General features: G+C 71.4%; 22 protein-coding genes. 8 read left to right on the forward strand and 14 right to left on the reverse strand.

From position 1 onward, the window contains the following. Positions 1–12: 12 nt before the first annotated feature. The 6 genes from D1369_RS35460 to D1369_RS35485 form a co-directional block, all read right to left on the reverse strand. Positions 13–1860: a serine/threonine-protein kinase gene (locus D1369_RS35460; RefSeq protein WP_162951042.1), complete on the reverse strand. Its 1848-nt coding sequence runs from the start codon at positions 1858–1860 to the stop codon at positions 13–15. A gap of 27 nt (positions 1861–1887) precedes the next feature. After that, positions 1888–3147 (reverse strand): PASTA domain-containing protein, encoded by a 1260-nt coding sequence (locus D1369_RS35465; protein WP_346426746.1) that lies wholly within the window; start codon positions 3145–3147, stop codon positions 1888–1890. Positions 3148–3307: 160 nt separating this feature from the next. Then, entirely contained in the window at positions 3308–4258 is a 951-nt protein-coding gene (locus D1369_RS35470) for a cytochrome c oxidase assembly protein (protein ID WP_007380398.1), read from the reverse strand. Between the two features lie 101 nt (positions 4259–4359). Then, the gene (locus D1369_RS35475; protein WP_118082826.1) at positions 4360–5385 is read right to left on the reverse strand and encodes a 6-phosphofructokinase; all 1026 of its coding nucleotides are present in this window, start codon (positions 5383–5385) and stop codon (positions 4360–4362) included. Positions 5386–5582: 197 nt separating this feature from the next. Next, on the reverse strand, positions 5583–6311 hold the full coding sequence (locus D1369_RS35480; RefSeq protein WP_007380395.1) for a glutamine amidotransferase: 729 nt from the start codon (positions 6309–6311) through the stop codon (positions 5583–5585). A gap of 16 nt (positions 6312–6327) precedes the next feature. Beyond that, entirely contained in the window at positions 6328–7566 is a 1239-nt protein-coding gene (locus tag D1369_RS35485) for a MurT ligase domain-containing protein (RefSeq protein ID WP_007380394.1), read from the reverse strand. Between the two features lie 112 nt (positions 7567–7678). Between D1369_RS35485 and def the strand changes: the two genes are divergently transcribed. Further along, positions 7679–8233 carry a peptide deformylase gene (gene def / locus D1369_RS35490; protein ID WP_037899156.1) on the forward strand — a complete coding sequence of 185 codons (555 nt, stop codon included), beginning with the start codon at positions 7679–7681 and terminating at the stop codon, positions 8231–8233. Positions 8234–8288: 55 nt separating this feature from the next. Here the strand turns inward: def and D1369_RS35495 are convergent, their stop codons facing one another. Then, on the reverse strand, positions 8289–8933 hold the full coding sequence (locus D1369_RS35495; RefSeq protein WP_007380393.1) for a TetR family transcriptional regulator: 645 nt from the start codon (positions 8931–8933) through the stop codon (positions 8289–8291). 172 nt (positions 8934–9105) lie between these two features. On the opposite strand from D1369_RS35495, the gene D1369_RS35500 reads away from it, so the two are divergent. Next, positions 9106–10332, forward strand: a complete 1227-nt coding sequence (locus D1369_RS35500; protein WP_007380392.1) for an acyl-CoA dehydrogenase family protein — start codon at positions 9106–9108, stop codon at positions 10330–10332. Between the two features lie 6 nt (positions 10333–10338). Here D1369_RS35500 and D1369_RS35505 read toward each other — a convergent pair whose 3' ends face one another. From D1369_RS35505 to D1369_RS35530, 6 genes are all read right to left on the reverse strand, one after another. Continuing rightward, entirely contained in the window at positions 10339–11553 is a 1215-nt protein-coding gene (locus tag D1369_RS35505) for a cytochrome P450 (RefSeq protein ID WP_007380391.1), read from the reverse strand. Positions 11554–11670: 117 nt separating this feature from the next. After that, entirely contained in the window at positions 11671–11907 is a 237-nt protein-coding gene (locus D1369_RS35510; protein WP_007380390.1) for a DUF6213 family protein, read from the reverse strand. A gap of 25 nt (positions 11908–11932) precedes the next feature. After that, positions 11933–13318, reverse strand: coding sequence for an NADP-dependent succinic semialdehyde dehydrogenase (locus D1369_RS35515; RefSeq protein ID WP_007380389.1), 1386 nt, complete (start codon positions 13316–13318; stop codon positions 11933–11935). A 71-nt stretch (positions 13319–13389) separates the two neighbouring features. After that, positions 13390–13851 (reverse strand): NUDIX domain-containing protein, encoded by a 462-nt coding sequence (locus tag D1369_RS35520; protein WP_007380388.1) that lies wholly within the window; start codon positions 13849–13851, stop codon positions 13390–13392. Next, positions 13848–15386: an ATP-dependent DNA ligase gene (locus D1369_RS35525; protein WP_118082827.1), complete on the reverse strand. Its 1539-nt coding sequence runs from the start codon at positions 15384–15386 to the stop codon at positions 13848–13850. The genes D1369_RS35520 and D1369_RS35525 overlap by 4 nt, the downstream gene beginning before the upstream one ends. Positions 15387–15415: 29 nt before the next feature. Beyond that, positions 15416–16363: an NAD(P)/FAD-dependent oxidoreductase gene (locus D1369_RS35530; protein ID WP_118082828.1), complete on the reverse strand. Its 948-nt coding sequence runs from the start codon at positions 16361–16363 to the stop codon at positions 15416–15418. Between the two features lie 64 nt (positions 16364–16427). On the opposite strand from D1369_RS35530, the gene D1369_RS35535 reads away from it, so the two are divergent. From D1369_RS35535 to D1369_RS35545, 3 genes are all read left to right on the forward strand, one after another. Next, positions 16428–17000, forward strand: a complete 573-nt coding sequence (locus tag D1369_RS35535) for an XRE family transcriptional regulator (protein ID WP_007380385.1) — start codon at positions 16428–16430, stop codon at positions 16998–17000. A 107-nt stretch (positions 17001–17107) separates the two neighbouring features. Beyond that, entirely contained in the window at positions 17108–18757 is a 1650-nt protein-coding gene (locus tag D1369_RS35540) for a phospholipid carrier-dependent glycosyltransferase (protein WP_240436193.1), read from the forward strand. A gap of 62 nt (positions 18758–18819) precedes the next feature. Beyond that, complete coding sequence (locus tag D1369_RS35545) at positions 18820–19656, forward strand: prephenate dehydratase (protein WP_118082829.1); 837 nt, start codon at positions 18820–18822, stop codon at positions 19654–19656. Between the two features lie 44 nt (positions 19657–19700). Here D1369_RS35545 and D1369_RS35550 read toward each other — a convergent pair whose 3' ends face one another. Beyond that, positions 19701–20174 carry a DNA starvation/stationary phase protection protein gene (locus tag D1369_RS35550; protein WP_007380383.1) on the reverse strand — a complete coding sequence of 158 codons (474 nt, stop codon included), beginning with the start codon at positions 20172–20174 and terminating at the stop codon, positions 19701–19703. A gap of 233 nt (positions 20175–20407) precedes the next feature. On the opposite strand from D1369_RS35550, the gene D1369_RS35555 reads away from it, so the two are divergent. Genes D1369_RS35555 through D1369_RS35565 form a run of 3 tightly spaced genes read left to right on the forward strand, consistent with a single transcriptional unit; the run spans position 20408 to position 23669 of the window. Then, entirely contained in the window at positions 20408–21376 is a 969-nt protein-coding gene (locus D1369_RS35555; protein WP_007380382.1) for an NADPH:quinone oxidoreductase family protein, read from the forward strand. Further along, complete coding sequence (locus tag D1369_RS35560; RefSeq protein ID WP_007380381.1) at positions 21373–22590, forward strand: acyl-CoA dehydrogenase family protein; 1218 nt, start codon at positions 21373–21375, stop codon at positions 22588–22590. Before D1369_RS35555 ends, D1369_RS35560 begins: the two co-directional genes overlap by 4 nt. Continuing rightward, positions 22587–23669, forward strand: a complete 1083-nt coding sequence (locus tag D1369_RS35565) for an acyl-CoA dehydrogenase family protein (RefSeq protein ID WP_007380380.1) — start codon at positions 22587–22589, stop codon at positions 23667–23669. Before D1369_RS35560 ends, D1369_RS35565 begins: the two co-directional genes overlap by 4 nt. Positions 23670–23826: the final 157 nt, after the last annotated feature.

The following is a 23826-nucleotide window of genomic DNA, read 5'->3' on the forward strand; positions in this document are numbered from 1 at the left end:
GCAACACCCTCCTCAGGATTCGTCCCCCTCCATGGTGCCCCCGTTCTGCCTGCGCACAGTGCAGACGACGAAATGTGTGCCGTTCTTCCAAGGGCCCTCGCTGGTCCAGGAGCCCGCCGTGTACACGGACGGATCGAAGCCGTAGTCGCCCGGCGGCACGTCCCGCGCGCATGCCGTGTCCGACTCGGTCCGCGCCTCGGACAGCGTGACGTCGGGGGCCAATCGGGTGAACCCGAGCACCTGCTCGTCGTAGGAGCCCTCGCAGGAGACCAGCCGGGCGTCCCGGTTGGAGCGCACGTCCAGGCAGTCCCGCCGCTCCATGGTCGCCGTGTCCGCGAACCCCGAGCCCGTCCCGCGACGGCTGCCGATCGGCCCGTACAGCGGCCCGCTCCCGCCGAGCACCAGACAGGCGGTACGCCGTCCCGCGGCCTCGAACCCCCCGTCGGTCGGTACGACGGCCTGGCTGCGGACGTCCGCGAGCCGGCCCCGGATCTCCCGCGTCCGCTCCTCGCACTCCGCCGCCCCCGTGCGCCGCGCCTGGTCCGCGGAGGCGGCCGGGGCGAACGCCGTCACCTGGCCGTCCGGGGCGGTGCCGCAGGTGGGGTCCAGCCGCAGCCGGGGCGTCCCCCGGAACCGCTCCGAGCCCGGCCAGTCGGCGATCACGCAGTCGCCGTCCCGCAGGGGGCGTGTGAGCCCGACCGTCCCGCCGTACGGCTGCCGCGCGGCCTGGGGCCCGCCCACGCCGTCCGGCGACCGGTCGGCCATGGCGTACCACACACCGCCCAGGGCCAGCAGCAGCCCGAGACCGCAGGCGAGGACGGCCCGCAGGGCGTGCGAGCGCTCCCGCCGACGGCTGCCGCCCCGGGGCGGCAGCGCCTCGGTGTGCGGCCGGTGTCCGTCCAGGGGCGGCGACACAGGCGGCGGCGCCTGCACCGCCGCCCAGGGCGGCTGGGAACCGAGGTCGGTCTGCGTCCGGACGTACGGCTCGGCCTGCGGGGTCATGATCCGCGACAGCGCGGTCTCCGCCTCCGCGGCCGACAACCGCTGCCCCGGGTCCTTGGCGAGCAGCGCCCGCAGTACGGGACCCAGCGCACCGGCGCGCACGGCGGGCCGCGGCTCCTCCATGACCACCGCGGTCACCTCGGCGAGATGGGACTCCCGCTCGAAGGGACCCATGCCCTCCACCGCGTGGTACAGCGTGCAGCCCAGGGAGAACAGGTCGGCGGCCGGAGTGGGCGTGCCGCCAGTGGCCCGCTCCGGCGCCAGATAGCCCGCCGTGCCCACCAGCACCGACGCCAGCGTGTACCGGGGCTCGCCGGCGTCCGGCTGCACGGAGATGCCGTAGTCGGTGAGCAGGACACGGCCGTACGGCGATCCCGCGCGGTCCGGCGCCAGCAGGATGTTCGCCGGCTTCACGTCCCGGTGCAGCACGCCCCGCTGGTGCCCGGCGGTCAGTGCGTCGAGCACGGCGAGTCCGATGCGGGCGCACTCCGCCGGGGCGAGCGGTCCGTGCGAGGCGACCAGGTCGCGCAGGTCCACGGCGTCCGCGACGTACTCCATGACGATCCACGGCAGCCCCTCGTGCTCCAGCACATCGTGCACCGTCACCACGTGCGGGTGGCCGCGCAGCCCCGCCGCGTGCCGGGCCTCCGCGCGGGCCCGCGCCACCCGGGCCTCCCGCTCGTGGTCCGCCTCCACCGGGTCACGGAACACGATCTCCTTGAGCGCGACCTCACAGACGAGTCTCTGGTCGTGGGCGAGCCACACATGGCCCATGCCGCCGCTGCCGAGCGGGTTCAGCAGCAGATACCGGCCGGCTATGAGCCGGCCCACTCCCGACGTCGGTGATCCTGAAGGCATCCGGTGACTCCCCGGTTCTGCGGGACGCTAGGTGGCGAGGGTGGTGCTCGGTCCGTCCGTGGCGGGCTCGCTGGTCGCCGGACCGCTCGTGAGGGGCGCACTGGTCGTCGGCGGAGGCGGCGGAGGCGGCGGAGGCGGCGGAGGCGGTGGGGGCGGAGCGGGCGCGCTGCTGGTGACCGGGGCGCTGGTCGGCGGCAAGACGGTCGAGGGCGGTGGGCTAGGGCGGCTGCTCGACCTCTCGGGCGACGCCGAGCCGGGAGCCGTACTCGACGAAGGCGGTGACGGAGACACCGCGGGCCTGCCGCTCGACGAGGACGGAGCCGACGGTCCCGTCGGTCCCGACGACGGTGGCGTACTCGTGGGCGGTGTCCTGGGCCCGGAAGGCGGCGGTGGGGGAGTGGTCGGGGGCCCGCTCGTCACGCCGGAGGCACCCGTGCCACCCCCGGCCACGGTCAGCATCACGTACCGCCCGAACGGCAGCTCGGTTCCCGCGGGCGGATCGGTCGCCGTGACCTTCGCGTCCCCGGACGGCGCCCTCTGTCCGGCGTACCCGGCCGCCAGACCGGCGTCGATCAGTTCCCGGGCGGCCTGGGCGAAGCTCCGCCCGGCGAGGTCCGGCACCGTGCGCCGCTGCTTCGCGTCGAAGGGGGTGTCCTTCTCGCCGGTGGTGCCGACCGGGCGGTCGATGCCTCGGGCGGGTTCCTGGACATCGACGAGAGCGACCCGTTCCAGTTTCCGCGGCGCGGGTTTCACGGCCACCACGGACTCACGTTCGTATCCCGCCCACTTCTTGTTGCCGTCCTCGAACCGGACGGAAATCCGGCCGGTGTCCCCCTCGAAGGGCCGCAGTGGATTTCCGCACGAGCACTTCACAGCCGGAAGCCCTTGTTCATCGACGAGAATCGCGATTCCCGCCTGGAGCAAGGAGTTGTACGGGACGGCCTTTTCCTTTTTGTAGTCGTGGTTCTTGACGAGAGTGTCGTGACGCAACAGGACCGGTGTGAGCCGATCGAGATATTCCGGTATCTCTTCCGTGCCGATGTGCAGCACCCCGGCCCACGCCTGTGCCTTCGCGTGATTCCTGGTGTCGGTGAGGAATCGTTCGAGTCGGGTGACGTCACAGACGGTCGGCTTCTTGCTGCCGCCGTACAGGCCGGGCGTGTCCCCCTGCTGGAGACTTCCTCGCACGGGCTGCGCCCGCACGGCGACGGCGTCCTCGCCCAGTCCGCTGTTCTCCTCGAAGAACGGTGCGAGCGAGGGCACGCCGACGGCGACCGCCTTGACCACCGTCAGTGGATTTCCCCTCTCACAACCGCTCAGCAGCAGTGAGAAAACCGCCAGAACAGCGATCCTGTGCATAAACGCGCGAAGTGTCATGACCGCTCCCCCCGGCGGCGGTTCCCCCAACGCGCTTCATGCTACTGAATGCTCCGGAAAGGCGAAGCCTTTAACGTTCGTGGGTGCTCAATGAGGCCAAATATGCGTTGTACGCCTCGAGTTCCTTGTCGCCGTCCCGGTCCGCGGCCCGGTCGGTGCGTTTGGCCTGCCGCTGTTCGGAGCCGTACCACTGGAACAGCAGTGCGATCAGAACCAGGACGGAGGGAATCTCACTGAACGCCCAGGCGATACCGCCGGCGTAGTTCTGGTCGGAGAGCGCGTCGATGCCGAGCGAGGCGGGCGGGTTCTTGAACGTCTCCACCATGGGCTCGGACGCCATCATCAGCGCGATGCCGAAGAACGCGTGGAACGGCATCCCGGCGAACAGCTCCAGCATCCGCATCAGATAGCCGGGCCGGTGCGGCCCCGGGTCGACGCCGATGATCGGCCAGAAGAAGACGACACCGACGGCGAGGAAGTGGACCATCATCGCGACGTGCCCGGTCTTCGACCCCATCAGGGAGTCGAAGATCGGCGTGAAATAGAGGGCGTACAGGCTCGCGATGAACAGCGGAATGGTGAACGCGGGATGCGTGACGATCCGCATGTACCGGCTGTGCAGCAGCGCCAGCAGCAGCTCGCGGGGCCCCTTGCGTCCCTTGCCGGCGACGGGCAGCGCCCGGAGGGCCAGGGTGACCGGGGCGCCGAGCAGGATGAGGATCGGCGACAGCATGCTGATCACCATGTGCTGCACCATGTGCACGCTAAACATGACCATGCCGTAGTCGTTCAGCTTCGTGCACATCATCAGCCCGATGGACAGCACGCCGAGCACATAGGACACGGTCCGCCCCACGGACCACGAGTCCCCCCGCCGCCGCAGTCGCACGACTCCCCAGGCGTACAGGCCGAGCGCGAGGAGGCAGGCGACGAGGAAGAAGGGGTCGGCCGACCACTGAAGCCCTCGTCCCAGCGTGAACGGCGGCAGATCGTGCGTCATGCCGTGCCCGCTGTGGTCCATCGCGGCGGCTCCTGATTCGTGGGGGTTGTACGAGTCTGTCCGCCACACAGACTAGAACCGCCCCCGGCTGATCTTTCAGCCGGGGGCCACGGTCGCGGGAACTAGAGCACGCACTCGGCTTCCGCGTACCGGTCCTCCGGAACCGTCTTCAGCGTCTCCACGGCCTCCGCCAGCGGCACCATCACGATGTCGGTCCCGCGAAGAGCCGTCATGTGACCGAACTCGCCCCGGTGCACGGCCTCCACCGCGTGCCAGCCGAACCGGGTGGCGAGCACCCGGTCGTACGCGGTGGGCGTACCGCCGCGCTGCACATGCCCGAGGATGACCGGCCGGGCTTCCTTCCCCAGCCGCTCCTCCAGCTCGATCGACAGCTGGCGGGCGATCCCGGCGAAGCGCTCGTGCCCGTAGATGTCCTTGGCGCCCTCGTCGAAGGCCATGGAACCGGGCGCCGGCTTGGCGCCTTCCGCCGCTACGACGATGGCGAACCGCTTCCCGGCCTCGAACCGCTCGCCGACCCGCCGGGTCAGCTCCTCGATGTCGAAGGGACGCTCCGGTACGACGATGGCGTGCGCGCCGGCCGCCATCCCGGAGTGCAGCGCTATCCACCCGGTGTGTCGCCCCATGACCTCGACGACGAGCACCCGCTGATGGGACTCGGCGGTGGTCTTGAGCCGGTCGAGCGCCTCGGTGGCGACCCCGACGGCCGTGTCGAACCCGAAGGTGACGTCCGTGACCGCGATGTCGTTGTCGATCGTCTTCGGCACGCCCACGATCGGCAGACCGGCGTCCGACATCAGCCGGGCCGCCTTGAGTGTGCCCTCGCCGCCGATGGGGATGATCGCGTCGAGCCCGAGCTCCTCGACATGTCCCCTGGCCCGCTCCACGCCGTCCCGCAGATGCGAGGGCTGGACCCGGGAGGAACCGAGGATCGTGCCGCCGCGGGCCAGGATGCCGCCCACCGCGTCGAGGTCGAGCTTGAGGTAGTCGCACTCCAGGAGGCCCTTCCAGCCGTCCCGGAAACCGATGACCTCGTCGCCGTGGTCGGCGACGGCACGGTGCACGACGGACCGGATGACGGCGTTCAGGCCGGGACAGTCGCCGCCGGAGGTGAGGACACCAATGCGCATAGCCGCAAGAACCTTCTCAGCGAGTGAACGGGGCACGGGTCCGGACCACGCTGTCCGGCTCGAACCCCGCCACCCTAGCGGCAGGAGGGGGCGGGGCCGAAGCACGCGTCCGCCAGCTGGACGACCCCGCTCACCTGTGCGGAGACCTCGTCAGACGGGCTGGTGACACCCGCCTGGAACCGAGGTGAACTCTGTGCTCAGGCGGGCTGCTGAGCGGCCGTGATGCGTTCGTTGCGCAGGGCCTCGTACCAGCGGTCGTCGGTCGGCGGCAGCGCGTTCACGTCGAGCGCCAGCTTCAGCAGCAGGTCGGCGATCAGCGGGTTGCGCGCGAGCACGGGCCCGTGCATGTACGTGCCGAAAACCGTGTCGTTGTACGCCCCCTCCGTACCGTCCCCGGTGCCATTGCCCTTGCCCAGCTTGACGTTGGCGAACGGGCGGGCGGTGGGGCCGAGGTGGGTGACGCCCTGGTGGTTCTCGAAGCCGGTCAGCGGGGGCAGGCCGAGGCGCGGGTCGATGTCGGCGAGCACGTCACCGACACACCGCTCGCCCTCACCGCGCACGGAGACCACGTCGAGCAGGCCGAGGCCGGGCTCGCGCTGGCCGAGGTCGTTGATGAACTCGTGGCCGAGGATCTGGTAGCCGGCGCACACCGAGAAGACGATCGCGCCGTTGCCGACGGCCCGGTGCAGACCGCCGTCCCGGCGCAGCCGCTCGGCCGCCAGCCGCTGGGGCCGGTCCTCGCCGCCGCCGATCAGGTAGATGTCACCGGAGGTCGGGATCGGCTGGTCGCTGCGCACGTCCAGGCGGGCCACGTCGAGGCCGCGCTGGCGGGCCCGGCGCTCGATGACGAGGGCGTTGCCCTGGTCGCCGTAGGTGCTGAGCAGGTCGGGGTAGATCCAGACGATCCGCAGTTGGTTGTCGCTCACAAAAGTCCCCTGTGTCTCAGTTGCCGACGCGGCGGCGCAGGTCCTGGAAGGCGGTGTAGTTGGCGATGACCTCGATGCGGCCCGGCGGGCTCATCTGCACGGCCTGGTCGAGGTTGTCGCAGACCTGGAAGTTCTGGTTCGCGACCTCCAGACGGACCGCGAGGTCCAGCTTGCGGTCGCCGATCACGCAGATCGGGTGGCCGGTGAGGCGCGTGTAGTCGACGTCCCACAGCCAGGAGGTGTCGGTGCCGTCGGCGCCGCGGGCGTTGACGGAGAGGATCACGGGGGTCGGCGGCGGGTCGATCAGGCTGAACGTCTCGAGCCAGCCGGCCGGGTTCTTCGCGAGCAGCAGGCGCAGGTCGCGCTGCTGGAACTGGACCACGTCGTAGCGGCCGGCCACGGCCTGCACCTGGTACATGCGTTCCAGGGCGACCTGCGGCGGTACACCGAAGACGGCGGCCACAGCGGCGGAGGACGCGGCGTTGGCCTTGTTGGCGCGGCCGGGCAGCTGGAGGTGGATCGGCCAGGCGGAGCCGTGCGGGTCGAGCACATGGTCGCCGGAGAGCGCCCAACTGGGCGTGGGCCGCCGGAACCCGCACTCGCCGCAGAACCAGTCGTCGCCCGGCCGCTGCATCACGCCGCCGCAGGACGGGCAGGACCAGGCGTCGTCCTTCCACATCTGTCCGGCGGCGACCCAGATGACGTTGGGGGAGGAGGAGGCGGCCCACACGACGAGCGGGTCGTCGGCGTTGGCGACGACCACGGCCTTCGAACCCGCCAGCCCCTCGCGCCAGTTCTCCGCGAGCATGCGGGTCTCGGCGGCACGGTCCAGCTGGTCGCGGGAGAGGTTCAGCAGCGCGATGCACTTGGGGTCGGTGTCACGGGCCACGCCCGCGAGGTACTTCTCGTCGACCTCGATGACGCCGTACCGGGCCTCCGAGCCGCCGGCGAGCGCCGAGGTGATACCGGCGGGCATGTTGGCGCCGAGGGCGTTGGAGACGACGGGTCCGGCGGCGCCCAGCGCCTCCGCGATCAGCCGGGTCGTGGTGGTCTTGCCGTTGGTCGCCGAGACGAGGACGACGTCCAGGTTCTGGGCGAGCCGGGCAAGGAGGTCGGGGTCGAGTTTGAGGGCCACTCGGCCGCCGATGACCGAACCGCTGCCGCGACCCGCGGCTCGGGATGCCGCCGCGACGGCCTTGCCCGCCGTCACGGCCAGCTTGGCCCGCGGCGAGAGCGGGTCCGAGTTGCCTGTCATCAGATCTCGATCCTCCTTGCGTACGCGCCGCGCCTCAGCCTCCGGCCACGTGGTGTGGACCTCAGCCTATCGAGATCCGTAGGCAGTCCCGAATCGCCGTACCCTTGCGGCCATGCGAAACGGCTCCATTCCGGGCACCCGTGGCCGGGTCCGGCCCCTCTCCCTCCTCGGCAGCCCCGTGCTGCACGAACCCTGCGAGGACGTATCGGACTTCGGCCCGGAACTGGCGACGCTCGTGGAGGACCTGTTCGCGACGATGTACGCGTACGAGGGGGTGGGACTCGCGGCGAACCAAGTGGGCGTCCCTCTGCGCGTGTTCGTGTACGACTGCCCCGACGACGAAGAGGTCCGCCACCTGGGACATGTGGTGAACCCACGGCTGGTGGAGACGGACGGTGTGGTGCTGCGGGGCCCGGAGGGCTGTCTGTCCCTGCCGGGCCTGGAGGCGGGAACAGAGCGGTACGACCATGCGGTGGTGGAGGGTTTCACGGTGACCGGAGAGCCCGTGACGATCCACGGCACGGGCTTCTTCGCGAGGTGCCTGCAGCACGAGATCGACCACCTGGAGGGGAAGGTCTACGCAGACCACCTGACGGGGTGGCGCAAGCGAAAACTCATGCGCCAAGCGGCCCGGACTTCTTGGCACAGGGCAAGTGATCCCACCTAGGGGCGCGGGGAACTGAGCGACCAGCCCCCACCGGCCGGCAGCCCAGAGCACACCGTCAGAACCCCGGGCCCCCCACCCTGTCCCCCACCGCCGCGAGCCGCCCCCACAGCAGGTCAGCCATGTTCCGCACCAACTCGGCGCGGGAACACGGCCGTTCCCCGAGCCACCAGTCGCCCGCCGCGTACATCATCCCGACGATCCCGTGCCCCCACACCCGGGAGAGCAGCTGACTCATCGGGCCGAGATCCAGCCGGTCCTCGATGACCTGCCCCAACTCTTCACCCATTCTGCGCAGCAGGGGCGCGGAATGCTGGCCGACGTCGAACCCCTGGTCCCCGGCCTGGCCCCCGTCGGAGGGGTGCATCAGGAACCGGTAGACCTGCGGCCGGGCCTCGATCGCGGCCAGGTACGTGTCCAGGGTCGCCTCGACCCGCTCGCGCCGGTCCGCGGGAGCGTCCAGCGCCGCCCGCAGCGAGTCCAGCAGGGCGTCGGTGTGCCGCTTGGCGAGCGCGGCGTAAAGTCCCCCCTTGTCACCGAAGTGCCGATACAGAATCGGCTTGGTGATGCCGGCCTCCGCGGCGATGGCGTTCATGGAGGCCTGCGGGCCGTCGCGCAGCACCACTCTGTCCGCGGCCTCCAGCAGCTCGCGCCGACGGCGGTCGGCGGACCGCTGCTGATCGGTCCGCTGTGTGGTGTCCATGAGCTCTCCCCACCCGTGCTGAATCGGTAACGCCTGCGCAAACTAACACCCGACCGATGATGGACATCGAACAGGCTGCTGACTGGTCTGTGGGAGTTGACTTTTCCTACCCGTGGGTAACAGACTCGAGTTACCGCAAGTAACATGCACGTGCGTCGCCGCTGGAGGGGACATGGCCGAGTTCACCATGGAGCTCAACGACGAACAGAAGGAGGTCCGGGACTGGCTGCACGGCTTCGCCGCCGACGTCATCCGCCCCGCGGCCGCCGAATGGGACGAGCGTGAGGAGACTCCCTGGCCGGTCATCCAGGAGGCCGCGAAGGTCGGCATCTACTCCCTCGACTTCTACGCCCAGCAGTACTTCGACCCCACCGGGCTCGGTATCCCGATGGCGATGGAGGAGCTGTTCTGGGGCGACGCGGGCATCGCCCTGTCGATCGTAGGCACCGGACTCGCCGCTGTCGGCGTTCTCGCCAACGGAACCGAGGAACAGATCGGCACCTGGATCCCCCAGATGTACGGCGACGCGAACGACGTCAAGGTCGCCGCGTTCTGCTCGTCCGAGCCGGACGCCGGTTCCGACGTGGCCTCCATGCGCACGCGTGCCGTGTACGACGAGGCCAAGGACGAGTGGGTGCTCAACGGCACGAAGACCTGGGCGACCAACGGCGGCATCGCCAACGTCCATGTCGTCGTCGCGGTCGTCGACGCGGAGCTCGGCTCCAAGGGCCACGCCTCCTTCATCGTGCCGCCGAACACGCCGGGGCTGTCCCAGGGCCAGAAGTTCAAGAAGCACGGCATCCGCGCCTCGCACACGGCCGAGGTCGTGCTGGAGAACGTCCGGGTGCCCGGCTCCTGCCTCCTGGGCGGCAAGGAGAAGCTCGACCAGCGCCTCGCCCGGGCCCGTGAGCGGGCGAAGACCGGCGGGGAGCGGGTGAAGAACGCGGCGATGGCCACGTTCGAGGCCTCGCGGCCCGCCGTGGGCGCCATGGCCGTGGGCACCGCCCGCGCCGCGTACGAGGTCGCCCTCGACTACGCCAAGACGCGTGAGCAGTTCGGCCGGCCGATCATCGACAACCAGGGCGTGGCCTTCCAGCTCGCCGACATGCGCACCTCCATCGACGCGGCCCGCCTCCTCGTCTGGCGTGCCTCCTGGATGGCGATCAACGGCAAGCAGTTCACCGCCGCCGAGGGCTCGATGTCGAAGCTCTTCGCCAGTGAGACGGCGAAGACGGTCACGGCGCAGGCCGTACAGATCCTGGGCGGCAACGGCTACACGCGCGAGTACCCGGTGGAGCGCATGCACCGCGACGCCGCGATCTACACCATTTTCGAGGGCACGAGCGAGATCCAGCGCCTGGTCATCGCCCGGACCCTGTCCGGCATGTCCATCCGCTGACGTCCGTCACCACGTCACCGGGAGCGCCTCGGGGCCGCGGATCGACGTGCCCTTCTTGAAGGGCACGTGCTCCGGCGGCACCGCCGGCCTCAGGCCCGGCACCCGGTCGAGCAGCGCCTCGACCAGCAGCCCGGTCACCAGCCGGGCCAGGGTCCCGCCCGGGCAGCGGTGCGGACCGGAGCCGAACGTCATGTGCGGGTTGGGGCTGCGGGAGAAGTCGATCGTCTCCGGGTAGGGGAAGACGTCCGGGTCCCGGTTCGCGGACAGATACGACACGTAGATCGCGTCGCCCGCCCTGATCCGTACCCCTCGGATGCCCACGTCCTCCAGGGCGATCCGTGCCAGCCCGACCGTGTTGCGGTGCGGTATGTAGCGCAGTAGCTCCTCGACGGCCCGCGGGCGGATCTCCGGCTCGGCGCGCAGGCGTTCGGCCAGGGCGGGCCGGGCCAGCAGCAGGTGGAACAGCTGGCCGCTGTTGTCCGTCACCGCCGCGCCGCCGAGCTGGAGCAGCACCGCGAACCCCGCGGCCTCCTCAAGCGTCACCTCGCCGCGGCCCACGGCGGCCCCGAGGAGGCAGGCCACGTCCTGACCGGTGCCGCCCTCCCGGAGACCGATGAGGTCGGCGAAGTAGGCGCCCATCTCCTCCCTGGCCCGCTCACCGGCCTGGGCGCCGTGCCAGGAGGACAGGATCAGCCGGGTCCAGGCGTGCATGCGGTGCCGGTCGGCGGCCGGGACGCCCATCAGCTCGCAGAGCACCGCGGCGGGGAAGGGGCTGAGCACCGCCGCGGTCAGGTCGGCGGGCGGGCCGTCCTGGAGCAGCTCGTCGACCAGTTCGTCGAGCATCCTGCGGGACGTGTCCCGGACCCGCTCCACACCCTCGGCGCTGAAGGCTGCGGCCACGGAGCGGCGCAGCCGGGTGTGGTGGGGCGGGTCGAGGAAGGTGACCGCTCCGCGCCCTGGGGTGCCATGCCGGTCGAGCCGGGTGACCGGCTGGTCCGTGACGGCCTGGCGGCTGAAGCGCGGGTCCTCGGTCACCGTCCGTACGTCGTCGTACCGGGTGACCAGCCAGGCCCAGCCCTCGCCGTGCGGCAGCCGGATCCGGGTGACCGGCCCCTCGCGCATCAGCTCGGTCAGCACCGGGTCGAAGTCGACGCCCTTCAGGTCGAGCGCCGGCCAGTGCCGGATCGGGGGCAGGATCTCGGTGATCGTCTCTTCGCTCATCGCACGCCGTCCCGTCCCGGAACCGAAGACTGGTCCCGTCCACGATCACCTGACGGGCGGCCGACTTCGCGCCGGGTTGCGCCGAACGCGGGATGCCGAGGGACGCGCCGGTACCTCCTACGGCGCCCCGCCGCTGCTGTGCGCGATGCACGCGACGTCGATCCGGTCGGCGAGCTTCGCGAGCTCGATCGTCAGTGCGGCGACCGTATCCTCGTCCAGCCCGTCGGCGCCGGCCTCGACCAGGTGCAGCCACCGCCCGCCGAGACTGCGGAGCAGCTTGCTCACATCGGCCGCAGCCACCTGCAGGGTCCCGCGGTCGTCGACGATCAGAGGCAGAGTCACTTCGCGGTTCACACCCGGGATGTTAGCCGCGCAAGTGTCACGCTCCGTGCCAAACCGTCGTGATGTTGCAGAACTCCCTGATTCCGTGCCCGGACAGCTCACGCCCGTACCCGGACCGCTTCACCCCGCCGAACGGGAACGCCGGATGCGAGGCGGTCATCCCGTTCACGAACACCCCGCCGGCCTCCAGGTCCCGTACGAACCGGTCGACCTCGGCCTCGTCCCGGGTCCACACGTTGGAACTCAGCCCGAACGCCGAGTCGTTGGCGATCAGCACCGCCTCGTCGAGGTCGGCCGCCCGGTACAGCGTGGCCACCGGACCGAAGGTCTCCTCGCGGTGGATGCGCATCTCGCGGCTCACGTCGGCGACGACGGTCGGCGGGTAGTACCAGCCGGGTCCGTCGGGCCGCTGCCCGCCGCACAGCACGCTCGCCCCGCTGCGCCTGGCGTCGTCGACCAGTTCCTCCAGGTCGGTCCGTCCCTGCTCGCTCGACAGGGGTCCGACCTCGGTGTCCTCCTCCAGCGGGTCGCCGACCTTGAGGGCCCTCATGCCCGCGACGAACCGCTCGGCGAAACGGTCGTAGACGTCCGTGTGCACGATGAACCGCTTGGCGGCGATGCAGGACTGCCCGTTGTTCTGCACCCGCGCCGTCACCGCGACCTCGGCGGCCCGGTCGACGTCCGCGGACGGCATGACGATGTACGGGTCGCTGCCGCCGAGCTCCAGCACGGTCTTCTTCACCATGTCCCCTGCGGTGGAGGCGACCGCCCGGCCCGCGGGCTCACTGCCCGTGAGCGTGGCCGCCTTGACGCGGTCGTCGCGCAGGATCTCGTCGATCGCGCCGGACCCGACGAGCAGGGTCTGGAAGCAGCCCTCCGGGAACCCCGCCTGATGGAAGAGGTCCTCCAGGAACAGGGCGGTCTGCGGCACGTTCGAGGCGTGCTTGAGCAGACCGACATTCCCCGCCATCAGCGCGGGCGCGGCGAAGCGGATCACCTGCCACAGCGGGAAGTTCCACGGCATCACCGCGAGCACGGGCCCCAGCGGCCGGTAGCGGACCAGGGCGCGGGAGGCGCCGGAGTCCTTGACGTCGTGCGCGGCGGGCTCCTCGTCGGCCAGCAGTGACTCCGCGTGCTCGGCGTACCAGCGCATCGCCTTGGCGCACTTGGCGGCCTCCGCGCGGGCCTGCTTGACCGGCTTGCCCATCTCGGTGGTCATGACCCGGGCGATGTCCTGCTGGGCGTCGTCGAGGAGCTCGGCGGCCCGGTTCAGGAGACCGGCACGCTCGGCGAAGGACGTCGTGCGGTAGGTGCGGAACGTCGCCTGGGCGAGCTGGAGCCTGCGTTCGATCTCCTCCTCGCCCATGGCCTCGTACGTCTTGAGCGTCTCGCCGTTCGCCGGGTTCACCGTCGCGATGGGCATGACCGACCTCCTGAAGAGCTGACTGTGCTTCGACCTTCCCGCGCGGCGGGGGCGACCGCAACGCGTGGACGTCAGCCCGAGTGCTCAGCCAGCCGGTCGAGAAACGCGGCCTGCGCCTTGACGATCACGGTCCGGGCCCGGTCCAGGCCGAACCACTCGACGCGGTCCAGCTCGGGGAACTCCTGGGTCCGCCCGGACTTCGGCGGCCACTCCATGCTGAACACCCCCGGCACCACGGTCGCCGGATCGAGGTCGGCCTCGATCGCCCAGGCCGTGACGACCTTGCCGTTCGTCTGCCGGACCTCACCGAGCGGTACGGCCTTCCCGTCCGGCGGCGGCAGCCCCAGCTCCTCCTGGAACTCCCGGCGGGCCGCGTCCCAGGCCGACTCCGACTCGGGCCCGTACTCGCCCTTCGGCACGCTCCACGCCCCGGAGTCCCGGCGCGCGAAGAACGGGCCGCCCATATGGCCCAGCAACACCTCAAGGCCGTCGGACGTGTGCCGGAACAACAGCAGCCCGGCGCTGGTCTTCACGGCTTCACCTCCGGGTGTGCGGCCAGCAACGTCTCCACCGTGTCTGCCTCCTCCGGCCGCTTGTCCTCCCGGTAGCGGACCACACGGGCGAACCGGAGGGTGACCCCGGCCGGGTAGCGGGTCGACCTCTGGAGGCCGTCGTAGGCGATCTCGACGACGAGTTCGGGCCGTACGGTCACCACGAAACCGCTGCTGTCCACCGCCAACTCCTGGAGCCGCTCGGTCTGCCAGGTGAGCATCGCGTCGGTCATGCCCTTGAAGGTCTTGCCGAGCATCGCGAAGCCGCCGTCGGCCGTGCGGGCGCCGAGGTGCAGGTTGGAGAGCTTGCCGGTACGCCGGCCGTGGCCCCACTCAGCGGCCAGCACCACCAGGTCCAGGGTGTGCACGGGCTTGACCTTCAGCCAGGACGCACCCCGCCGGCCCGCGCTGTACGGGGCGTCGAGGGACTTCACGACGACGCCCTCGTGGCCGCGCTCCAGGGTCTCGGCGAGGAACTCCTCGGCCGTCCCCAGATCCTGCGGCCCGGACACCAGCGTGCGCCGCACCCGCATCGGCTCGGGCACCAACCGGGCCAGCTCCGCGTGCCGTTCGGCGAACGGCAGGTCGAGCAGGTCGCGGTCGTCGACGGACAGGGCGTCGAAGAAGACGGGGGAGACGGGCACCGCCTCGGCGGCCGTCGTCACGTCCACCCGGGAGCCGACCCGGCCCGCGGTCTCCTGGAAGGACCGCGGGCGCCCTGCCTCGTCGAAGGCGATCACCTCGCCGTCCAGGATGAACCGCTCACCCCGCAACTCCAGTGCGGCGGCGGTCAGTTCGGGCAGCCGGTCGGTGATGTCGTCGAGAGTGCGGGTGTACAGCCGTACGGCGTCGCCGTCCCGGTGGACCTGCACCCGGATGCCGTCCAGCTTCTCCTCGACCGCGCAGGTGCCGAGCTTGTCGACCGCCTCGGCCACCGAGGAGGCGCTGTGCGCCAGCATCGGCAGGACCGGGCGGCCGACGGTGAGGCGGAACCGGTCCAGGGCGGGCGGGCCGTCGGTGAGCAGGGCCTCGGCCACCGTCTGGAGCGAGCCCGCGAGCATCACGGCACGGCGTACGTCGGCGGGAGGTGCCTGCGTCGCCTGGGCGAGCCCCTCGACCGCCACCGCGTCCAGCGCCCCCTGCCGCACCTCGCCGGTGATCAGCCCGAACAGGAACCGTTGCTCGTCCTCGGTGGCCGCGCCCATCAACTCACCCACCAGCCGGGCGCGTTCGGCCTGCGAGCCCGCGCCCGCGACCTTGCCGAGGTCGCTCAGCAGGGCGTCCACCGCGTGCACGGTCAGGGTCGGCCCGGCGGCCGGGGCGACCGGGCGGCTCAGCACCTTCCAGCCGACACCGAGCCGGCCCTGCGGGAGCCGGCCCGCAAGATACGGGATGACGATCGGGACGTCGTCCGCCTCGGCCTCCCGGAACAGCTCGGCGAGGAGCGCGATCTTCCGGGACCGGGCCGAGGTGGCGGCGACCTCCTGGGACACGTGTGCCAGCCGGGCAAGCAGCATGCATCCAGGGTGCACCGCAGGGGCCGGGTCTACACCCCGGCGGCCGCGTCGAGGTCGCTCATCAGCAACTCCCCGTTGAGGGTGGCGGCCGCCCGGTACCCGGCGCTCGCCGCGTTGATCACCTGTTCCCCGAAGCCGGCCGCGTTGCCCACCGCGTACACGCCGGGCACGGTCGTCCGCCAGTTCCCGTCGACCACGGGATAGTTGCCGAAGGGCGTCTCCTGGAACCCGGCTCCGAGCCGCTCCAGCAGGTCGTTCCGCGGGACGGCCCGAGGGGCGGTGAAGACGACCTCGCGCGCGTGCGTCGTGCCGTCCTCCAGCCGTACGGCGGTGAGCCGGTCGTCCGTCACGACCAGCTCGGCGACCTCGCCCGGCACCACCCGGACGCCGGCCGCGGCCAGCCTGCGCAGGTCGTCGTCCGAGAGCTCGGACTCGGCGACCGTGTGCAGGAACAGGGTCACGTCCTTCGACCACTGGGAGACCATCAGCGCCTGGTGCACGCTGAGCGGGCTCGTGGCGAGCACGCCGAAGGCCTGGTCGCGGACCTCCCAGCCGTGGCAGTACGGGCAGTGCAGGACGTCCTTGCCGAAGCGCTCGGCGACGCCGGGCAGGCCCGGGAGCTCGTCCCTGAGGCCGGTCGCGACGACCAGTCGACGGGCCCGGACCACACGTCCGCCCGCCAGGGTCACGGCGAAGCCCGGGGCGATGTCGGTCACCCGGTCCCGGACCAGCTCGACGCCGTACTCCTTGATCTCCTCACGGCCGATGGCCAGGAACTCGGCGGGCGGCATGCCGTCCCGGGTGAGGAAGCCCTGAAGGTGGGCGGCGGGCGCGTTGCGTGGTTCGCCCGCGTCGACGACCAGGGTGCGACGCCGGGCCCGGCCCAGGACCAGGGCCGCGGACAGGCCTGCCGCGCCGCCACCGACAACGATCACTTCGTATGTCTCGCCGTAAGTCTCGCCGTGTGTCTCCGTCATGCCGCCACGGTCGCTCCGCGGACGCGGGATTGACAAACAACTTTGCCGATTCTGCAATACGGGTATGAGTACCGACGACGTTCTCGCCGAAGTGGGACCCAGGCTCAGGCGGCTGCGCAAGGACCGGGAGGTGACCCTCGCGGCCCTCTCGGAGACGACCGGCATCTCCGTGAGCACGCTCTCCCGGCTGGAGTCCGGTCTGCGCAAGCCCAGCCTGGAGCTGCTGCTGCCGATCGCGCAGGCCCACCAGGTGCCGCTGGACGAACTGGTCGGCGCCCCGCCGGTCGGCGACCCCCGGGTGCGGTCCGCGCCGCTCGAACGGCACGGACGCACCTTCTGGCCGCTCACCCGGCAGCCCGGCGGCCTCCAGGCCTTCAAGGTGCTGGTGCCGCGCCGCGAGGAGGAGCCGGAGCTGCGCACCCACGAGGGCTACGAGTGGCTGTACGTGCTGGCGGGGCGGCTGCGGGTGGTGCTGGGCGACCATGACGTGGTGATGTCGGCGGGTGAGGCGGCGGAGTTCGACACCCGGGTGCCGCACTGGTTCGGGTCGACGGGGGAGGGGCCTGCGGAGTTCCTCAGTCTCTTCGGGCCGCAGGGCGAGCGGATGCACGTACGGGCCCGCCCCCGGAAGGCGTGAAGAACTGAGACAACTCGACGACAGCCCAGGTAAGTTCACCGGGTGGACGAAATATCGCCCTGGGCGCACTCCGCTGCACGGCAGGCTGTTCGGTGACGAGCAGTGACCTGACCTCTTCCCCTGTCGTCGAGGCCCCCGCTCAGACAGCGCCCCGGGACTGGCAGGCGCGGCTTCGCCGGTTCGGGTACACGGCCCACCCGGCGACCGAGCTGCGCGAGCGTCTCGTTCCGCGTTTCCCGAAGGCGTCGGTGTGGGACTGGCTGGGCCCGTTGCTCGTCGCCGCCCTGGCCGGGGTGATCCGCTTCTGGCACCTGGGCCGGCCGCGGGCCGTGGTCTTCGACGAGACCTACTACGCCAAGGACGCCTGGTCCCTGCTGCGGCTCGGTTACGAGGGCACGTGGCCGGACCGCAAGATCGCCGACCCGCAGATCCTCGCCGACCCCCAGGTCGTCTCGCTCTCCGACACGGGGACGTTCGTCGCGCACCCGCCCATGGGCAAGTGGGTGATCGCCCTAGGGGAGTGGATGTTCGGCCTCACCCCGTTCGGCTGGCGCTTCATGACGGCGGCCCTGGGCACCCTGTCGGTGCTCATGCTGTGCCGCATCGGGCGCCGGCTGTTCCGTTCGACCCTGCTGGGCTGCCTGGCGGGCGCGCTCCTCGCGATGGACGGCCTGCACGTGGTGATGAGCCGTACCGCCCTGCTGGACCTCGTCGTCATGTTCTTCGTCCTGGCGGCCTTCGGTTCCCTGCTGGTCGACCGGGACCGCGCGCGGTCCCGCCTCGCGGCCGCCCTGCCGGTCGGCGAGGACGGCCGCGCGCGCCCGGACGTGCACACCGGCGACCACGCCGGGACCGGATCGCGTCCCTGGCGACTCGCCGCCGGCGTCTTCCTGGGACTGGCGGCCGCCACCAAGTGGAACGGCCTGTACGTACTGGTCTTCTTCGTGGTCCTCACGGTGCTGTGGGACGTCGGCTCCCGCCGCGTGGCCGGTTCCCCCCGCCCCTACCTGGCGGTGCTGAACAGGGATCTCGGCTGGTCCCTCCTGTCCCTGGTCCCGGTCGCCGTGGCGACCTATCTGGCGACCTGGACCGGCTGGTTCCTGTCCGACGACGGGTACGACCGCCACTGGGCCGACGGCCGCGACGGCACCTGGTCGTGGATCCCCGCCCCGCTGCGCAGCCTGTGGCACTACGAGACCAACGTGTACGACTTCAACGTGGGCCTGCACAACCCGCACAAGTACCAGTCCAACCCCTGGAGCTGGCTGGTCCAGGGCCGGCCTGTGCTGTTCGACTACCAGTCGCCGAAACCCGGACAGGACGGCTGCACCACCGCGGTCGACTGCTCCCGGACCGTCCTCGCCCTCGGCACCCCGCTCCTGTGGTGGTCGGCGTGCGGTGCCCTGCTCTATCTGCTCTTCCGCTGGGCGCTGCGCCGTGACTGGCGGGCCGGGGCCGTCCTGTGTGCGGTGGGCGCCGGTTACCTGCCCTGGTTCCTGTACCAGGACCGCACGATCTTCTCTTTCTACGCGGTCGTCTTCGTGCCGTACCTGTGCCTGGCCGTGGCGATGACGGTGGGCGCGCTCCTGGGGCCACCGGGGGCGGACCGCACACGGCGCACACGGGGCGCGGTGGCCGCGGGCACCCTCGTCCTGCTCATCGCCTGGAACTTCATCTACTTCTTCCCGCTCTACACCGGCGCGACGATCCCGTACGCCGACTGGCACTCCAGGATGTGGCTGGACACCTGGATCTGAGGGCGGGGGTTCCCTGATACGTTACGGAGCTTCTGCCGCCCGACGACAAGAGACCGAACCCAGTGACCACCGTCGCTTACCAAGGTGAACCCGGATCGAACTCGGCGACCGCCGCGCACACCCTCTACCCCGGGTGCGCCGAGCAGCCCTGCACGGGTTTCGAGCAGGCGCTGGATGCGGTGACGCTCGGCACCGCCGACGTCGCCGTGATCCCAGTGGACAACTCCGCCGCCGGACGGGTGGCGGACGTGCACCATCTGCTGCCCGAGTCGGGGCTGTTCATCATCGCCGAGCACTTCCTCGGCATCCGTTTCGACCTGATGGGCGTGCCCGGGGGGACACCGGACCAGGTGGAGTGCGTACGCAGCCATGTGCACGCCCTCGGGCAGTGCCGCAAGGTGCTGCGGGAGGGTGGCTGGCGCACCCTGGTCACCGACGACACGGCCGGAGCGGCGCGCGAGGTGGCCGAGCTGGCGGATCCCCGGCACGCGGCGCTCGCCCCGCCCGCCGCGGCCGGGCTGTACGGCCTCGACGTGCTGCGCTCCGGGGTCGAGGACGACCCCGACAACACCACGCGGTTCGTCGTCCTGTCCCGGGAGGCCGGCGTCGCCCCGGACGCCGGGGAGCCGACGATGACGAGCCTGTTCTTCTCCGTGCGCAACATCCCCAGCGCCCTGTTCAAGGCGCTCGGCGGGTTCGCCACCAGCGGGGTCAACCTCACGAAGATCGAGAGCTATCAGATCGGTGCGGGGCTGAACGCGAGCCGCTTCTACGTCGAGATCGAGGGCCACCCCGACGAGCCGCATGTCGCCCTCGCCCTGCACGAACTGCGGTTCTTCTCCACCGAGGTACGCATCCTCGGCGTGTACCCGGCCCATCCGCACCGGCTGGAGCACTGAGCGCCGGCGCGGGGCCGGGGCGGGTTCGAGGCCGTTCGGCGGACTCAGCCCCCGTGCTCGGCCTGGAACATCCAGCTCTGCTTCTCCAGCTCGGCGGTGAGGCCGATCAGCAGGTCCTGGGTCACGGCGTCCGCCGGGCCGGTCTGCTCGATGCGTTCCCGTACCCGTTCGACGACCGCGGAGAAGGCCCGCACCAGGGCGCCGACGGCGTCCACGTCCTTCGTCCAGCCGGGTGAGAACTCCGGGACGCCGCTGGTGGCCGCGACGGTGGCGGCCCGGCCGTCCGGGCTGACCCCCAGGGCCGCGGCGCGTTCGGCCACCGTGTCGGCGTATGCGCGGGCGGTGGTGACCACCTCGTCGAGCTGGAGGTGGATGGAACGGAAGCGCGGCCCGTACAGGTTCCAGTGCGCCTGCTTCGCTACCAGGGACAGGTCGAGCAGGTCGACCAGGGTCGCCTGCAGGGCGGTCCCCGCGATGTCGCGTTCCTTGTCCGGCAGCGGACTGTTGATGACCGTCATGTGCGCGGGTCCTTTCCGGGGATCGTCGGGGGCCGCCCGGTGGGGGACGGGTGCCCGACTCGTCCCTGTCACCCTGTTCAGGCTCACCGGGTCGCGCAACCGCTGCGCGGCCCCTCGGTGTGCAGGCCCACACTTTCCCCGCGGACTGTTCCCTGATCGGCAAGCGACCGCTTAGTATGCGGAGGACCCCGGTCAGACCCCGGCATGACGACGCAGTCCCGTGGAGGCCCCCCATGCAGGCTTGGCAAGTGCACGAGAACGGCGAGCCGAGCGAGGTGATGCGCCTCGCGGAGGTGGCGCGGCCCGTACCTGGCGACGGCCAGGTCCTGCTGAAGGTGCGCGCCGCGAACATCAACTTCCCGGACGTGCTGATGTGCCGCGGTCACTACCAGGTCCGCCCGCCGCTGCCCTTCACGCCCGGCGTGGAGATCTGCGGCGAGACCGAGGACGGCCGGCGCGTGATCGCCAACCCCGCGCTGCCGTACGGCGGTTTCGCCGAGTACGCCGTCGCGGACGCCGCCGCCCTGCTGTCCGCGCCGGACTCGCTGGACGACGCCGAGGCCGCCGCGCTGCACATCGGCTACCAGACGGGCTGGTTCGGACTGCACCGGCGGGCCCGTCTGGAAGCCGGTGAGACGCTGCTCGTCCACGCTGCCGCAGGAGGGGTCGGCAGCGCGGCCGTGCAGCTCGGCAAGGCCGCCGGCGCCACCGTCATCGGTGTCGTCGGCGGCGCCGAGAAGGCCGCCGTGGCCCGCGAGCTGGGCTGTGACGTGGTGGTCGACCGGCGGAGCGAGGACGTCGTCGCCGCCGTGAAGGAGGCCACCGGGGGCCGGGGCGCGGATGTGATCTACGACCCGGTGGGCGGCGAGGCCTACACGCAGTCGACCAAGGTCGTCGCCTTCGAGGGGCGGATCGTGGTCGTCGGCTTCGCAAGCGGCACCATCCCGAGCCCGGGCCTCAACCACGCCCTGGTGAAGAACTACGCGATCCTGGGCCTGCACTGGGGCCTGTACAACACCAAGAACCCGAAGCTCGTCCAGCACTGCCACGAGCAGCTCACCGAACTGGCCGCCCGGGGCGCGATCAAGCCGCTGATCAGCGAGCGGGTGCCGCTGGCCGGGGCCGCGGACGCCGTGCAGCGCCTCGGCGACGGGGTGACCACGGGCCGGATCGCCGTCGTACCCACGGGAGCGCAGGCATGACCGACGCAGCCGAACTCCAGCGCCGCACCGCAGAGTTGCTGGCCGCGCATCCGCCCGCGAGCACGGACCGGCTCGACTTCCTCAAGGCCCGCTTCGACGCGGGGCTCGCCTGGGTGCACTACCCGGAAGGCCTCGGCGGACTGAACGCGCCCCGTTCCCTCCAGGTGGTCGTGGACGCCGAGCTGGAGGCCGCGGGCGCTCCCGACAACGACCCGCGGCGCAACGGCATCGGCCTCGGCATGGCCGCGCCGACGATCCTCAAGTACGGCACCGAGGAGCAGAAGCAGCGCTATCTGCGGCCCCTGTGGGTGGGCGAGGAGGTCTGGTGCCAGCTGTTCAGCGAACCCGGCGCCGGATCCGACCTCGCCGCGCTCGGCACGCGAGCGGTGCGTGAGGATGGGGGCCCCTCCCGCTCGAGCGAAGCCGAGAGCGGGGGAGACTGGGTGGTCAACGGGCAGAAGGTGTGGACGTCCGGCGCCCACAACTCGCGCTGGGCCATCCTCATCGCCCGCACCGACCCGGACGTGCCCAAGCACGCGGGCATCACCTACTTCATCTGCGACATGACCGACCCCGGCGTCGACGTCCGCCCGCTGCGGCAGATCACCGGCGAGGCCGAGTTCAACGAGGTCTTCCTCACCGACGTCCGCATCCCCGACTCCCGCCGCCTCGGCGAGATCGGCGAGGGCTGGCGGGTCGCGCAGACCACGCTGAACAACGAGCGCGTCGCCATCGGCGGCATGCGGCTGCCCCGCGAGGGCGGCATGATCGGCCCGGTCTCGAAGACCTGGCGCGAGCGCCCCGAACTGCGCACCCAGGACCTGCACCAGCGCCTGCTGAAGCTCTGGGTCGACTCCGAGGTCGCCCGCCTCACCGCCGAACGACTGCGCCAGCAGCTCGTCGCCGGACAGCCCGGGCCCGAGGGCGCCGGCATGAAGCTCGCCTTCGCCCGCCTCAACCAGGAGATCAGCGGCCTGGAGGTCGAACTGCGCGGCCAGGAAGGCCTGTTGTACGACGACTGGACCATGCGCCGCCCCGAGCTGGTGGACTTCACCGGCCGCGACGCCGGCTACCGCTACCTGCGCTCCAAGGGCAACAGCATCGAGGGCGGGACCAGCGAGGTCCTGCTGAACATCGTCGCCGAGCGCGTCCTTGGCCTCCCGGCCGAGCCGCGCACCGACAAGGACGTCGCCTGGAAGGACCTGGCCCGATGAGCACACAGCCCGACCTGCTGTACTCGGAGGAGGAAGAGGCGGTGCGGGCCGCCGTACGGGACCTGCTCGCCGACCACTGCGACGCGCCGGGCGTGATCGCCCGCACCGAGTCGGACACCCCGCACGACCTCGCGGCCTGGAAGGCCCTCGCGGACGGCATGGGCCTCGCGGGACTCCTGGTCCCGGAGGACAAGGGCGGTCAGGGCGCCTCGCACCGCGAAGTCGCCGTCGTCCTGGAGGAGTTGGGGCGCGCGGTCGCTCCCGTTCCCTATCTCACCAGTGCGGTCGTCGCCACCGAGGCGCTGCTCGCCTGTGACACCGGCGACCTGCTCGCCGAGCTCGCGTCCGGGCGCCGGATCGGTGCCCTCGCCGTCGCGCTGAACGTCGCCCCGGGCGGCGCCTACCAGGTCGTACGCCATGAAGGCGGCGCCCTGCACGGGGAGTTGACCGCCATCGCGGACGCCCAGGCGGCCGATGTGCTGCTGGTGCCCGCGGACGACGGCGGGCTGTACGCGGTGGACGCCTCCGCCGCGACCGTCACCCCGCAGATCCCCTTCGACCTGACCCGGCCGCTCGCGACCGTCAGCCTCGACGGGATTCCGGGCCGCCTGCTGGGCGACGCCGAGGTCGCCGTGCACCGGGCCCTGCGGGCCGGGGCCGGGCTGCTCGCCTCCGAGCAACTCGGGCTCGCCGAATGGACCTTGACCGAGACCGTGCGCTACCTGAAGGAGCGCAAGCAGTTCAACCGGCCCGTCGGCGGCTTCCAGGCGCTCAAGCACCGGCTCGCCCAGCTGTGGCTGGAGGTCGTCAACCTCCGGGCCGCCGCCCGCAACGCCGCCGACGCGCTCGCGACGGGTGAGGACACCGACGTGGCGGTCGCCGTCGCGCAGGCCTACGCGGCCTCCGTCGCCGTGCACGCCGCCGAGGAGGCGCTCCAACTGCACGCCGGGATCGGCATGACGTGGGAGCACCCGATCCACCTGTACCTCAAGCGGGCCAAGGCCGACTCGATCGCCTACGGCACCGCGGGCGTCCACCGCGCCCGGTTGGCCGAACTCGTCGACCTCCAGGCGCCCTGAGCGTCACCCGGCGAACGACGGTGAAGCCCGCCCCACCTGGGGCGGGCTTTTCCGTGCGGCTGCGCGGAAGGAGTGAACGGGTGGCGGCGGTCCGGCCAACTCCTGGCACGTACAGGTCCATTGACGGCCGAAGGGCCCCATACTCCCTGTGGTTCCG

Origin of the sequence: Streptomyces sp. CC0208 (assembly GCF_003443735.1) — a bacterium.
GTDB lineage: Bacteria > Actinomycetota > Actinomycetes > Streptomycetales > Streptomycetaceae > Streptomyces > Streptomyces sviceus.

Excerpts from the sequence above, each read along its gene's own strand:
- D1369_RS35460 (WP_162951042.1), bottom strand. The coding sequence starts at position 1,860 with ATGCCTTCAGGATCACCGACGTCGGGAGTGGGCCGGCTCATAGCCGGC.
- D1369_RS35470 (WP_007380398.1), bottom strand. The coding sequence starts at position 4,258 with ATGGACCACAGCGGGCACGGCATGACGCACGATCTGCCGCCGTTCACG.
- D1369_RS35475 (WP_118082826.1), bottom strand. The coding sequence starts at position 5,385 with ATGCGCATTGGTGTCCTCACCTCCGGCGGCGACTGTCCCGGCCTGAAC.
- D1369_RS35485 (WP_007380394.1), bottom strand. The coding sequence starts at position 7,566 with ATGACAGGCAACTCGGACCCGCTCTCGCCGCGGGCCAAGCTGGCCGTG.
- def (WP_037899156.1), top strand. The coding sequence starts at position 7,679 with ATGCGAAACGGCTCCATTCCGGGCACCCGTGGCCGGGTCCGGCCCCTC.
- D1369_RS35495 (WP_007380393.1), bottom strand. The coding sequence starts at position 8,933 with ATGGACACCACACAGCGGACCGATCAGCAGCGGTCCGCCGACCGCCGT.
- D1369_RS35500 (WP_007380392.1), top strand. The coding sequence starts at position 9,106 with ATGGCCGAGTTCACCATGGAGCTCAACGACGAACAGAAGGAGGTCCGG.
- D1369_RS35505 (WP_007380391.1), bottom strand. The coding sequence starts at position 11,553 with ATGAGCGAAGAGACGATCACCGAGATCCTGCCCCCGATCCGGCACTGG.
- D1369_RS35515 (WP_007380389.1), bottom strand. The coding sequence starts at position 13,318 with ATGCCCATCGCGACGGTGAACCCGGCGAACGGCGAGACGCTCAAGACG.
- D1369_RS35525 (WP_118082827.1), bottom strand. The coding sequence starts at position 15,386 with ATGCTGCTTGCCCGGCTGGCACACGTGTCCCAGGAGGTCGCCGCCACC.
- D1369_RS35530 (WP_118082828.1), bottom strand. The coding sequence starts at position 16,363 with ATGACGGAGACACACGGCGAGACTTACGGCGAGACATACGAAGTGATC.
- D1369_RS35535 (WP_007380385.1), top strand. The coding sequence starts at position 16,428 with ATGAGTACCGACGACGTTCTCGCCGAAGTGGGACCCAGGCTCAGGCGG.
- D1369_RS35550 (WP_007380383.1), bottom strand. The coding sequence starts at position 20,174 with ATGACGGTCATCAACAGTCCGCTGCCGGACAAGGAACGCGACATCGCG.
- D1369_RS35555 (WP_007380382.1), top strand. The coding sequence starts at position 20,408 with ATGCAGGCTTGGCAAGTGCACGAGAACGGCGAGCCGAGCGAGGTGATG.
- D1369_RS35560 (WP_007380381.1), top strand. The coding sequence starts at position 21,373 with ATGACCGACGCAGCCGAACTCCAGCGCCGCACCGCAGAGTTGCTGGCC.
- D1369_RS35565 (WP_007380380.1), top strand. The coding sequence starts at position 22,587 with ATGAGCACACAGCCCGACCTGCTGTACTCGGAGGAGGAAGAGGCGGTG.